Genomic DNA, 13,053 nt, shown 5'->3' with positions numbered 1-13,053 from the left:
AAAACTTGGCTGACGCCTTAAGTCAGCCTTAGTTGCCCTTATACTTTTTCCTAAACTTTTTGACTGCGTCGACTTTCTCCTCTGTTAAAAAGTTATCTTTTCTTAAAGTGTAAGAAAACTTGGCTAACGCCTTAAGTCACCCTTATTTGCACCTGTACCTGTTACAGAAGGGCGAGCGGAACAGCTTTTACTTCTACATCACGCGTTTGAACATTTTTTCAAGCTCATAGCTTGAGAGGTGAATGGTGATAGGACGGCCGTGTGGACATGTGAACGGGTCTTCTGATTGTCTAAGTGATTCTAGTAAAGCAAAGATTTCATCATTTCGCAGATGCCGGTTCGCTTTAATCGATCCTTTGCAAGACATCATGATCGCTGCACTCTCTCTCAGCTTGGTGATTGAGATGCTTTTCTCTTCTAACACCTGCTGAATGATGTCTTCGATCGTTTCTTTTTCATAGCCTGAAGGGAACCATTGCGGATGCTCTCTCACAATGAACGTATGCTGACCGAAATGTTCGAGAAAAACTCCCGCTTCCTTTAACAGATCAAGCTTATCTTGCAGCAGATAAAATTCACGGGCCGTGAATTCGAACGTAAACGGAACAGTAAGCTGCTGCAGCTCTCTTGCCACAGCTGCCGTCTTTTCCCGGTAATATTCATACTTCAGCCGCTCTTGGGCAGCATGCTGGTCGATCAAATACAGTCCCTTCTCATTCTGGGCGACAATGTATGTTCCATGCATCTGGCCGATCGGGTACATCACCGGTATCTTGGAATCGATGGGCTTTGGCAGCTCGCTTTCTGAAATTACGTATTCCGGCAAATCAGCTGCAGTTGAGGGCAAGGATTCTAAAGAGTGTGAATCATCCTCAGCTGACCTTGAAACATGGGATGCCGATTTTGCTTGTTCTTTAGTTTGAGATGGAGAAGATACCCATTCGCTTACAGGCTGAGCAGCGGGAGAATGCTCAAATATAAACTCCTTCTGCTCGGAAATCTCTTTCCTCTCATTTTTGTCTTTCTTCTGCAAAACATCGGCATCTGGAATCAAGAGCGAGTCGCGCAGAACTTGTTTCACTCCTTGTTCGATCAGTTCCGACAGTTCCGTTTCCTTGCTCAGCCGCGCTTCCTGTTTGGATGGGTGAACGTTCACATCGATTAACACAGGGTCCATCGTGATGGAGAGAACACACACCGGAAAACGTCCGATCGGCAGAAGCGTGTGGTAGGCGGATTGCAGTGCCTTCGATACGGCATAATTTCGAATGTAACGGCCGTTCATGAACAAAGACATATAGGTGCGTGAAGCCCGGTTTACCTCAGGTTTGGCGATAAAACCCGATACTTCGTAATCCAGAGACTTTAGTTGCACCGGAATCATAAGCTTTGCTGTATGCATCCCGTAAACGGCGGAGATTACTTGGAGAAGGTTGCCGTTTCCAGTCGTGTGGAGGAGCTCACGGCCGTTATGCTTTAATCGGAAAGAAACATTAGGATAAGCAAGTGCGAAACGGTTCATGATATCAGCCGTATGAGCCATCTCAGTCTGAATCGTTTTCATATGCTTGAGCCGAGCTGGAGTGTTGTAAAACAAGCTGCGGACGATGAAGTCTGTTCCTTTCCTGCTCTTTGCCGGTTGCTTGTCCACGATCACACCGTTTTTTATAAGTAGCGATACGCCTGCCCCGTCCCCTGTACTGCTTGTCATATTGACTTCGGAAACAGACGCGATACTTGGCAGCGCCTCACCCCTGAAACCCATGGTGCGAATCTGGTACAAATCCTGCTCACGTTTGATTTTAGACGTCGCATGCCGGGAGAACGCGAGCTCACAATCGTCAGGTTCCATCCCGCTGCCATTGTCGAGAACACGGATAAGCTGAAGGCCCCCCTCTTCAAGTTCAACTTCGATTCTTCCCGATCCCGCATCGATCGCATTTTCAACCAGCTCCTTGACAACAGATGCTGGCCGCTCCACCACTTCTCCCGCGGCTATTTTATTGGACAATAATTCGTCTAGCTGAGTGATCTTCCCCATAGGATTCACGCCTTATCTTATTTTCTTTTGCAGCTCAAACAGCTTGTTCATCGCATCCAGCGGTGTCATTTCCAGCAAGTTCAGAGACTGGATCATAGATATAACCGCTTCGTTCTTATGCTGTTTCGGTGAAACCTCTTTGACAGGTGTCTCGAACAAACTGAGCTGGCTTTCTGGCACATCTATAGAAGCGGCTACTTCTCTGACAGCTGGCGAAGAGTGCTTTCCTTCGTTCTCGAGGTCATGCAGGATATGCTTTGCGCGCTGAATGAGCGGAGACGGAAGCTCCGCTAGCTCTGCGACTTGTATGCCAAACGACTGATCGGCATGCCCGTCCACGATCTTGTGAAGGAAAACAAGCTTACCTGCCTCTTCTACTGCTGAAACATGGACGTTCTTCAGCTGCGGCAGCGTATCTGTCAGAACCGTCAGCTCATGATAATGAGTAGAAAAAAGGGTCTTGGCTCCTATCTGGTCATGAATGTGTTCAATAATAGAATGAGCGAGCGCCATTCCGTCATAGGTAGATGTTCCCCTGCCGATCTCATCAAGAAGGATCAGGCTGTTTTTTGTGGCATGGCGTATCGCATAATTCGTTTCGAGCATCTCGACCATGAACGTACTCTGCCCACCGACTAAATCGTCCGCTGCCCCTATCCTCGTAAAAATCTGATCAAATAAAGGGAGTTCCGCGCTGTCTGCCGGTACGAAACAGCCAACCTGCATCATGATGGCAGTCAAGGCAAGCTGCCTCATGTACGTACTTTTCCCAGCCATGTTCGGCCCCGTGATGAGCAGCATGCTGTTACCATCCGTTAAACGAATATCGTTGGACACATATTCCTGCGCATCCATCACCTTCTCTACAACAGGGTGTCTGCCATTAACGATATCCACTATCCCGCGGATTGATATAACAGGCTTCACGAAGCGCCTCTCTTCACTTACAGATGCGAACGACTGCATCACGTCAAGTTCAGCCAGACAGCCTGCCAGTTCTTGAAGACCAGGCACGAAACGTTTCACATGTTCGCGGATTTCGAGAAACAGACGGTGTTCGAGATCCGCCATTTTATCTTCTGCCTCAAGAATCAGCCTTTCCTTTTCTTTCAGTTCGGGGGTGACGAAGCGTTCTGCATTGGACAAAGTCTGTTTTCTTTCATACCTGTCTTCAGGAACTCCCGCTAAGTTCGCCCGAGTGATCTCGATAAAGTAACCGAAAATTTTGTTATAGCCGATCTTCAATGATCGTATGCCTGTCTTCTCGCGTTCTTTTTGTTCAAGAGCAGCAATCCATTCTTTACCGTTGGTGCTCGCATCACGGTACTCATCAAGCTCTTTGCTGAATCCTTCTTTAATGATGCTGCCGTCTTTAAGAAGGAGCGGCGCATTGATATGGATGGCATTTTCAAGGTATTCTGCCAAACCTTCATGGGCATCCATTTGAGAAAATAGCTTTTCGCTCCCCGCACAGCCCAGCTGGAGCAGCTGTTCTTTAATACTTGGGACATTCTGCAGGGAGACCTTAAGCTGAAGGAGGTCACGAGGACTGGCATTTCCAAACGCTGATTTCGCCGCAAGCCGCTCCATGTCATACACTTCCCTCAGCTTAGCGCGAATCTCTTCACGTTCAAAAAATTTGCTGTAAAGAGCCTCGACCATATCCAGCCGAGCTTGAATCTCATTGCGCACATAAAGTGGCTCTTCCAGCCACTGCTTGAGCTTTCGTGCACCCATGCTCGTCATCGTTTTATCGAGCAGCCAGAGCAAAGAGCCTTTTTTCCCTTTCGTGCGATTTGTTTCTACAAGCTCTAAATTTCTTTTAGAGAATGCGTCAAGCTTCATCAGTACCGAGTCAGACTGTGGCACCACTTTCCGCATATGCGAAAGGGATCTTTTTTGCGTATGCTTTAAATATTGAAACAGCCTTCCAGCCGCCTTCTTTTGCAGCGGATGACCAAGCAAGCCGACATGCTCTGCAAACATATCTGGAACAGAATCTCGTTCTTCGCTTGATGCAGCAAACTCATTGCTGCTATGTATCCTTTCTTTCCAGCTTTCATACGTAGCCCTGTCAAGAACCGCTTCTCTCACACGGTGCCGGCTCAAATCTGCCATCATCGTGGCTGATTCTCCGTTCCGCAAATACGCTTTCGCTTCCCCTGTTGAAAGATCAGCGACCACAAGTGCATAACTGTTTCCGTCAATCGCGAGTGCTCCGATATAGTTATTGTCTCTGTCAGACAGCAGCTGATCATCCATGACCGTTCCTGGAGTGATGATCTGGACGACCTCACGCTTGACGACCCCTTTTGCCTGCTTTGGGTCTTCCACCTGCTCGCATATCGCCACTTTATGCCCTTCTGTGACAAGGCGTTTTATATAGCCTGGAGCGGAATGATACGGTACACCGCACATAGGTATGCGGCCATTGCTCCCGCCATCTCTAGAAGTGAGTGTGATTTCGAGAATCCTAGAGGCATTTAGGGCATCATCAAAGAACATTTCATAAAAATCACCAAGACGAAAAAATAAAAAGGCATCCTCATGGCTCGCCTTTACCTGTAAATATTGCTGAATCATTGGAGTATACTGGGTCATCATCATTCACCTGTTTCTTCTAACTTTCTAAACGACATTATATCATATGTCTCTTGTTAGTTGCAGAGATGGCCGTATCATACCCACTTTGTACGTTACCAGTTGGACTGCGCCGAATTTCTGCACTGTTAAAACATTATATTTTCTTAACGTATAAAAAACAGGGAAGAAATAATCTTCCCTGCCGCACTATTCTTCGAGCTCCCCGATCAAGAAGTTAGGGTCAAGGTCCTCGAATTCTTCATCATCAATATCTTCATAGTCATAATCACTTGCATCCTCATTGCCGTCTTGATAACCGCTGTCAGGCTTTACACACACCACCACTTTTGTATCGCCAATCATCTCACAGCTGAATTCACGCTCAACCTGCACAAGAATTTTATTGCCATTAGGCGAGACCGTTGCCTCTAATGTGTTTGGCTCTTGCAGTGCTTTTGCGGATACTTCATAATCTGTGCCTAAATATTCTTTGTCAAGCTTCTCAAATGCGATATTGTCTTTAAAATGAACCGTTTCTGTGACTACTTCTGTTTTCGTATTATTGCTATACGAGTACCAGATATTAACATCATAGCTTCCTTCCACGACAACCGCTTCTTTTCCTTTATGGGCTTTAAAGGTGTGATTGATAATCCAGCACCCGAGAATGCTGTTTGGCCTGTGGGAAGGCGCGATGGAGTGCGTCGCCTGTGAAAACTTCCGCCCCTTGCCACAGACTGCTCGGGTGATGATCTCTCTGTACTGATAATCTATGTTGTGTGACATAGACACAATCCCTCCTCTTTTAATTTCCATTCATCCTATGCAGGGCGAATGACTAGTGTGCATATCCATAAGTGCGGTTTCCGTACAACTCTATCTTATGGTTAGATGCCCTGTTTTTGCCTGTCTACATAAAATAAATTTGAAATACCGCTGTAGAGGAGATGATTGTATTGTTGGAAATAGGCAACCTTTACGGTATGTGAAAATATTATCTTTGTTGCTTTTTTTCTATGCTCTCTTCAAAATGCTCTCTTAACACGATGGACATTTCCCTCATCTAAAAAAAACACAGCATCCGCCGTGTTTTTTCTCGATTAATGACAGCCGCATCCCCCTGGGGCGCAGCCTTCCTGTGAACCTGTCGTGCCTTTGAGTACATTTCCGCCAGTTGACTCGATGATTTCGTCTGTTACCGTGTTTGAGATCGTGTGAGAAACCATCTGCAGAATGTCGTTGACATCTACTTGTGATTGCTTGAATTCACGGACGACCGGAATGGCGTCCACTTCCTTCATCAATTCATCAATTTTTGCTTCTGTTTCTTTAAGTGCTTCCAGTTTTCCGTAATGCTGCAGATTGACCGCTTGCTTCTGCAGTTTTTTTATCTCTCCAATCAGCTTGGCTACGGTCGGGTTGCCGTTGATCTGTGCTTCTGCCCGTTTAAAGAAATCCACTTCATCCGTTACGGCAATCATTTTTGCAAGCTCGCGCGCTTTGTCCAATATTTGATCTTTTGTATAGTTCATCACTTTGCCACCTCTGCTTTTTCTTCTACCCATTCTCCGCCAAGGTTCCATGTTTTCGCATCTGTAATGCGTACCTTGACGATCTGGCCGATCAAGTCTTTCGGCCCTGCAAAATTCACGACTTTGTTCGCGCCGGTATGACCAGTGAGCACCTCGGCGTTCTTTCTGCTTTCGCCTTCTACAAGCACTTCTACTACACGCCCCACATAGGCCTTGTTCTTCTTTAACGATATATCATTCAGTACCGCGTTCAGCCGCTGCAGTCTTTCTTTCTTTACATGCATCGGAACGTTGTCTTCCATTTTTGCAGCAGGTGTTCCTTCGCGCGGAGAATAGATGAACGTGTATGCCGCATCGAACTCTACTTCCTGAACGAGGGAAATGGTTTCTTCAAACTGCTCTTCCGTTTCATTCGGGAAACCAACGATAATATCTGATGTGAGAGCAGCGTCCGGAATCGCCTTCTTGATCTTGCTGACAAGCTCCAGATAGCTTTCTCTTGTATATTTCCTAGCCATCAGTTTCAGCACATCTGAGTTCCCATGCTGTACAGGAAGATGAATATGTTCGACAATGTTGCCCTGGTGAGCGAGTACTTCGATCAGGCGGTCATCGAAATCTCGCGGATGGCTTGTCGTAAAACGGATTCTTGGGATGTCAATTTTACGGATCTCATCCATGAGATCACCAAGCCCATAGTTCCTGTCTGTAAAGTCCTTCCCGTATGCGTTGACGTTCTGTCCGAGCAATGTCACTTCTTTATAGCCGTTTCGTGCCAGGTGTCTGACTTCTTCTATAATATCTTCTGGTTTTCGGCTGCGCTCTTTGCCGCGTGTGTACGGAACGATGCAATACGTACAGAACTTATCACATCCGTACATGATGTTGACCCACCCTTTTACGTTCCCTTTACGGACGCGCGGCAGGTTTTCAACAATGTCGCCTTCCTTGGACCATACTTCAACGACCATCTCTTTAGAGAAGAGCGCATTTTCGATGATTTGGGGAAGACGGTGAATGTTGTGCGTCCCAAAAATCATATCCACATTCTGATACGTTTTTAGGATTTTGTTTACGACTGATTCTTCTTGTGACATACAGCCGCACACGCCCAGAAGAAGGTTCGGGTTGTTCGCCTTCGCTGTCTTAAGGTGGCCAAGCTCGCCAAACACTTTATTTTCGGCGTTTTCTCTGATCGCACATGTGTTCAGAAGGACAACATCGGCATCCTCCGTTGAAGCGGCCGCACTGTATCCCATCTCTGTCAGGATGCCGGCCATCACTTCTGTATCATGATCGTTCATCTGGCATCCGTATGTTCGAATGTAAAACTTCTTCCCCAGTCCGATATTTACAAGGTTCTCAGGAATGGCAAAGTCTTTGAGCACCTTTATTTCTTCCTTGCCCCGCCTTTTCGCATCCTTTAGCGATGGCGGCTGATAGGCTTGTTGAAAATAGTGGGAATAATCTTTTTTGACAGCTGCATCTGCAGCCGCTGATTTCTTTTCATTTGTTACCGACATATCGTACGTTCACTCCTTTTACTGCACAAAAACGCTTACACCTGCACTTTAACTTTATAATTATATCAAAAAAAGCAAACGCACAAAAGGAAGGAGTCAGATAAAATGGTAAAAAAACAGGAAGAAGCATGCCGCCTCTTCCTGTATACAGAAGATCTATATGATGCCAAGCTCTTTTCCAGCTTTTTCAAACGCATCTAACGCTGTTTGTAAGTCTTCTTTACTGTGCTTCGCTGTAACAATGGTACGCACACGTGCTTTCCCTTTTGCCACAGTAGGGAACGCGATGCCTTGAGCGAACACGCCAAGCTCTAAGAGCCTGTCGGATAGCTTGTGCGTAAGGGCGTCATCACCGACAATGACTGGCGTGATCGGCGTATCACTGATCCCTGTATCAAAACCTAATGCCGCAAGTCCTTCTTTAAAGAAGCGTGTGTTCTCCCACAATCTTTCCATATGCTCCGGCTCTTCAAGCAAAACATCGATAGCGGCGGAGCTGGCAGCTATGACAGCCGGGGGATGAGAGGTACTGAACAAGAACGGGCGTCCTTTATGGATCAAATAGTTTCGTAATGTTTCGGTGCTGGCAATATAACCGCCAAGCACCCCGATCGCTTTTGAAAGCGTACCGACTTGAATGTGCACACGGCCGTTCAAGTTAAAATGATCGATCGTGCCGCGGCCGTTCTCACCAAGAACACCTGAAGCATGCGCGTCATCAACCATAACGAGTGCATCGTATTTTTCCGCAAGTTCCACGATCTCAGGAAGAGGCGCAATGTTTCCGTCCATGGAGAAAACACCGTCTGTTACAACAATGCGTTTGCGGTATGCTTGTGTTTCTTTTAACGCAGCCTCGAGGTCTTCCATATCAACATGCTTATATATGCGTCTCGCTGCTTTAGTCAAGCGGATGCCATCAATGATGGATGCATGGTTCAGTTCATCTGATATGACAACATCCTTGTCTGTCAATATCGCAGATAAGATGCTCTGATTCGTGGAGAAGCCTGACTGAAATACGAGGCAAGCTTCCGTATGCTTGAACTGGGCGAGTTTTCGCTCAAATTCTTCATGCATAGAGAGGGTTCCGGCAATCGTTCGAACGGATCCCGTTCCGACTCCGTACTTTTCAACCGCTTCAACAGCTGCACGCTTCATCTTCGGATGATTCGTCAGCCCAAGGTAGTTGTTGCTTGAGAGCTGATTCACTTCTCTTCCGTTAATTACAACTCTTGCGTCCTGCTCTGACTCTAGCGGAACGAGACGGCGGAACGTACCGGCTTCTTTCATTTCATCAAGCTCGTGCTGCAAATATTCAAACCCTTTCATTCTAATGCGCCTCCTTTATTATGGCAGCAGTACGACCTTGCCGCACTGTCCCTTCATCATCAGATCAAACCCTTTTTCAAACTCTTCAAGCGGCAGAGTATGCGTGATGATCGCATCGGTGTTCATCTGGCCTGCTTTTAACAAGCCTGACACCTGCTGCCACGTTTCAAACATCTTTCTTCCTGTGATGCCCTGAACGGTAACCCCTTTAAACACGATATCATTGGTTATATCAATTTCTACCGGCTTCACTGGCAGACTGAGGATCGATACCCGTCCGCCGTTGGTGACGATCTTGAACCCCTGGTCGATGGCAGCAGGATGACCGCTCATCTCGCAAATCACATCTACACCATTTCCGTCTGTCAGATCGAGAACCGCTTGAACAGGATCAGTGTCTTTCGGGTTGATGACTGCTGTAGCGCCAAGATTTTTGGCAAGGTTTAATCGATATTCATTCAGATCAATCGCAATGACCTGGGCTGCACCTGCCGCTTTAGCAACGCCTACTGCCATCACACCGATCGGCCCGCAGCCGATAACCGCAACACTCAGACCGGCTACATCGCCGGCAAGTACGGTATGGACCGCGTTGCCCATCGGCTCTTGGATAGAAGCGGCTTCAAAAGGCATGCTTTTATGATTTTTCCAGATGTTTTCAGCTGGAAGTGCCACGTATTCGGCAAAGCATCCGTTCGTATCCACGCCAATGATCTTTGTTTCCTTGCAAATGTGATACTGACCTTTCAGGCATTGCGGACATCGGTGGCACACAATGTGAGTTTCCGCTGACACATGGTCACCTACCGAAACGTTCAGCACCGCACTCCCGATTTTTTCCACGACGCCGGAAAACTCATGGCCGAACACATAGGGAGGTTTGACACGGCTCTGTGACCACTCATCCCATGTGTAAATATGAACATCCGTTCCGCAGATGGACGTTGCTTTTACTTTGATCAGCACTTCATTTTCGCCGATTTCCGGAATGTCTACCATTTCAAGCTTTGCCCCAAACCCGGCATGATGCTTGACGATCGCTCTCATTTTATCTGTCAAAAACATACACTCCCTGTCCTCTAACTCATATCGCTTTCATTCTATCAAAGGTAGGAAGTGACGGTAAAGGGGGGTGTCCATATGGGATGGACATAGGCACACACCATAAAAAAAACGCTATTTTTTTTGTGGATGCGCTATGAAAACTTGGATGAAGCCGAGCCTTTAAGTCAGTCTTAGTTGCACGTATACTTTATTCCTAAACTTTTTGACTTCGTGAAAAAAAACACCGTCGCAATCTGCGACGGCGCCTTCTTACATAAATTCAGCTGCAAGCTGTTTAAACGTATCTTCATCCAGTTTAAGATTTTGCTTGGCAAGGGCATCTTTGCTGTATCCGTGAGCCAAATCTTGATAGGAAGGTTTATTTTGATCTTGATAGATGATGCCTTTCACAAGACCTTTATGCTCCATCAATGTTGTCATAGCAAGGGTTCTGTTTCCTGAATCATACCCCTCGATCGAATCGAGCGCCACGAGGTGTTCCTTAAACCAGTCATACGTGTTCACCTTGTTATACGTCACACAAGGCGAGAAAACGTTGATCAAGGAGAAGCCCTTATGCGCGATGCCCGCCTCAATGATGGCCACTAGATCCTTTAAATCAGTGGAAAAGCTTTGGGCGACAAATGTGGCCCCTGCTGTTAACGCGAGCTCCATGATTCCGATGGAAGACTCGACTGAACCTTCAGGCGTGCTTTTGGTTTTGAAGCCGACATCGGAACGCGGGGACGTCTGCCCTTTTGTTAAACCATAAATCTGATTGTCCATGACGATATACGTGACATCGATGTTGCGGCGGATGGCATGAACGGTGTGCCCCATCCCGATCGCGAAACCATCTCCGTCTCCTCCTGAAGCGATAACAGTCAGGTCCCGATTCGCCATCTTAACGCCTTGTGCGATCGGAAGAGCACGTCCATGGATGCCATGAAAACCGTATGATTTAATATAACCGGAAATCCTTCCAGAGCACCCGATGCCAGATACAACCGCAAGATTTTCCGGAGTCAGCCCTGCATTCGCCGCAGCACGCTGGATGGCAGCCTGGACAGAGAAATCGCCGCAGCCAGGGCACCAGTTTGGTTTAATACTGTTGCGGAAATCTTTAAACGTTGCCATTACACCAGCTCCTTCGCTTTCGCTGTGACTTCTGACGGCAGGAACGGGTTGCCGTCGTATTTCAATATGTTGAAGATCTTCTGATGATTGCCGGTGTTCAGTTTGATAATAGAAGCAAGCTGTCCTGTCGCGTTATTCTCAACCACCACGATCTTTTTCGCGCGATCTGCCAGCTGCTGAAACTCTGCAGCTGGGAAAGGGTGGATGAGGCGGATGTGGGCATGGTTAGCCTTGATGCCTTCCTCCTCAAGCCGCGGCATCGCCTCTTCAATGACACCTCTTGTCGAGTTGAACCCTACGAAGAGGACATCCGCTTCTTCGTGCGGTGTATGTTTTACGATCGGCGTGTCAAACTTCAGAGACCGAAGCTTAGATAAACGCTTGTCCATCTGCTTCTGGCGGTTGCTCGCCACTTCTGACGGCTTGCCATACTCGTCATGCTCAACTCCTGTTACATGGTGGATACCGTTTTTCATCCCAGGCACAACGCGCGGGGAGATGCCGTTCTCCGTCAGCTCAAAACGCTTGAAGTACCCATCTTTATCATCAGATTCAGGCAGCTCTGATTGTATATCCAGCGTGCCTCGACGAATTGATACGCGGCTGTAATCCAGCGGCTCTACGGACTGCTTTCCAAGAGAAAGCTGCAGATCCGTCAGCAGGATAACCGGACACTGGTATTCTTCCGCGATATTGAGCGCTTCTACTGCATCATAGAACGCTTCCTCTGCCGTGCTCGGTGCCATGACCACCTTTGGGATCTCTCCGTGCGTACCATAAATCATCGCCATCAAATCGGACTGTTCCTGTTTCGTCGGCAAACCAGTTGACGGGCCTCCTCGCTGCGTATCTACGACAACTAGCGGAACTTCTGTCATTCCGGAGAGCCCGATCGCTTCCATCATGAGAGAAAGACCTGGTCCCGCCGAAGAGGTGACTGTTCTCACACCAGCATAGTTAGCGCCGATCGCCATCGTGCACGCCGCGATCTCGTCTTCTGTCTGAATGACGGTACCGCCAAACTTCGGCAGCTTCTTGATTAAATACTCCATGATCTCAGATGCCGGCGTGATGGGATAAGCTGGCATAAACCGCACGCCCCCAGCCAAAAAGCCCAGCGCAATGGCGTCGTTGCCGATCATGAACATCCGTTTGCTTCCATCTGCTGCATTCAAGCGGAACCCGTCAAGCTCACCTGCGATACTATGAAAATATTCTGCGCCCTTCTGTATAGCTTCCATGTTCTTTTCCACAACTTTTGAACCTTTGCGGGAAAAAATTTCATCAACGACATCCTGATACGATTCAGCCGGCAAGCCAAGTACGGCACTCGTTGCACCGATGGCGACCATGTTTTTCATTAATGACGTGCCAAGCTCAGTCGCCATTTCAGTAAATGGAACAGAGAACAGCCGCACTTTCGATCCATCTGGAACAGACGGATTAAACTTGGCATCACCGATCACGACACCACCCTCGCGAAGCTCATGCAAATTCACGTCGATTGTCTCCTGATCAAACGCGATTAGAATATCCAGATCATCAGAGACGGCTCTCGTCTGATAGGTGCTCACCCGAATCTTATTGTTCGTGTGCCCGCCTTTAATGCGGGAAGAAAAGTGACGATAGCTGTATAAATAATATCCCATGCGATTTAAGGCCATAGCAAAGATCTCACCCGTACTGTCGATCCCTTCGCCCTGCTGTCCCCCAACTTTCCAGGAAAGCTGTTCAATCATGCGCTCCACCCCTTATAATATCCTTTTTCAAAGCGTCAGCTGCCTATGAAGGCATTGCCATATAGGTTTTAAAGCTTGTTTCTTCCTGTCATCCCCGCTGCAAGCATCGATCATAGCTCGAC

At 47.5% G+C, this 13,053-nt stretch carries 9 protein-coding genes; all 9 read right to left on the bottom strand.

The window, feature by feature from the left end:
* Positions 1 to 193: 193 nt before the first annotated feature.
* Positions 194 to 2,041 (bottom strand): DNA mismatch repair endonuclease MutL, encoded by a 1,848-nt coding sequence (gene mutL, locus ACFQPF_RS11210; protein ID WP_379749628.1) that lies wholly within the window; start codon positions 2,039 to 2,041, stop codon positions 194 to 196.
* Positions 2,042 to 2,053: 12 nt separating this feature from the next.
* The gene (gene mutS / locus ACFQPF_RS11205; RefSeq protein ID WP_379749706.1) at positions 2,054 to 4,642 is read right to left on the bottom strand and encodes a DNA mismatch repair protein MutS; all 2,589 of its coding nucleotides are present in this window, start codon (positions 4,640 to 4,642) and stop codon (positions 2,054 to 2,056) included.
* Between the two features lie 189 nt (positions 4,643 to 4,831).
* Complete coding sequence (gene cotE, locus ACFQPF_RS11200; protein WP_379749626.1) at positions 4,832 to 5,410, bottom strand: outer spore coat protein CotE; 579 nt, start codon at positions 5,408 to 5,410, stop codon at positions 4,832 to 4,834.
* A 314-nt stretch (positions 5,411 to 5,724) separates the two neighbouring features.
* The gene (locus ACFQPF_RS11195) at positions 5,725 to 6,159 is read right to left on the bottom strand and encodes a YlbF/YmcA family competence regulator (RefSeq protein WP_379749624.1); all 435 of its coding nucleotides are present in this window, start codon (positions 6,157 to 6,159) and stop codon (positions 5,725 to 5,727) included.
* Positions 6,156 to 7,679: a tRNA (N6-isopentenyl adenosine(37)-C2)-methylthiotransferase MiaB gene (gene miaB, locus ACFQPF_RS11190; RefSeq protein WP_379749622.1), complete on the bottom strand. Its 1,524-nt coding sequence runs from the start codon at positions 7,677 to 7,679 to the stop codon at positions 6,156 to 6,158. Before miaB ends, ACFQPF_RS11195 begins: the two co-directional genes overlap by 4 nt.
* Positions 7,680 to 7,835: 156 nt before the next feature.
* Positions 7,836 to 9,011, bottom strand: a complete 1,176-nt coding sequence (locus ACFQPF_RS11185; RefSeq protein WP_379749620.1) for a glycine C-acetyltransferase — start codon at positions 9,009 to 9,011, stop codon at positions 7,836 to 7,838.
* An 18-nt stretch (positions 9,012 to 9,029) separates the two neighbouring features.
* Positions 9,030 to 10,076: an L-threonine 3-dehydrogenase gene (gene tdh / locus ACFQPF_RS11180; protein ID WP_379749618.1), complete on the bottom strand. Its 1,047-nt coding sequence runs from the start codon at positions 10,074 to 10,076 to the stop codon at positions 9,030 to 9,032.
* Positions 10,077 to 10,325: 249 nt separating this feature from the next.
* Positions 10,326 to 11,192 (bottom strand): 2-oxoacid:ferredoxin oxidoreductase subunit beta, encoded by an 867-nt coding sequence (locus tag ACFQPF_RS11175; protein ID WP_379749616.1) that lies wholly within the window; start codon positions 11,190 to 11,192, stop codon positions 10,326 to 10,328.
* Positions 11,192 to 12,931: a 2-oxoacid:acceptor oxidoreductase subunit alpha gene (locus ACFQPF_RS11170; protein WP_379749614.1), complete on the bottom strand. Its 1,740-nt coding sequence runs from the start codon at positions 12,929 to 12,931 to the stop codon at positions 11,192 to 11,194. The genes ACFQPF_RS11175 and ACFQPF_RS11170 overlap by 1 nt, the downstream gene beginning before the upstream one ends.
* Positions 12,932 to 13,053 lie beyond the last annotated feature (122 nt).

The organism is Fictibacillus iocasae, assembly GCF_042665465.1.
Classification (GTDB): Bacteria; Bacillota; Bacilli; order Bacillales; family Fictibacillaceae; genus Fictibacillus; species Fictibacillus iocasae.
The sequence above is the reverse complement of the archived record's forward strand: the minus strand, read 5'-3'. Positions and strand labels throughout refer to the sequence as shown.

Coding starts and splice junctions, on each gene's coding strand:
- mutL (WP_379749628.1), bottom strand. CDS start 2,041: ATGGGGAAGATCACTCAGCTAGACGAATTATTGTCCAATAAAATAGCC.
- mutS (WP_379749706.1), bottom strand. CDS start 4,642: ATGACCCAGTATACTCCAATGATTCAGCAATATTTACAGGTAAAGGCG.
- cotE (WP_379749626.1), bottom strand. CDS start 5,410: ATGTCACACAACATAGATTATCAGTACAGAGAGATCATCACCCGAGCA.
- miaB (WP_379749622.1), bottom strand. CDS start 7,679: ATGTCGGTAACAAATGAAAAGAAATCAGCGGCTGCAGATGCAGCTGTC.
- ACFQPF_RS11185 (WP_379749620.1), bottom strand. CDS start 9,011: ATGAAAGGGTTTGAATATTTGCAGCACGAGCTTGATGAAATGAAAGAA.
- tdh (WP_379749618.1), bottom strand. CDS start 10,076: ATGTTTTTGACAGATAAAATGAGAGCGATCGTCAAGCATCATGCCGGG.
- ACFQPF_RS11175 (WP_379749616.1), bottom strand. CDS start 11,192: ATGGCAACGTTTAAAGATTTCCGCAACAGTATTAAACCAAACTGGTGC.
- ACFQPF_RS11170 (WP_379749614.1), bottom strand. CDS start 12,931: ATGATTGAACAGCTTTCCTGGAAAGTTGGGGGACAGCAGGGCGAAGGG.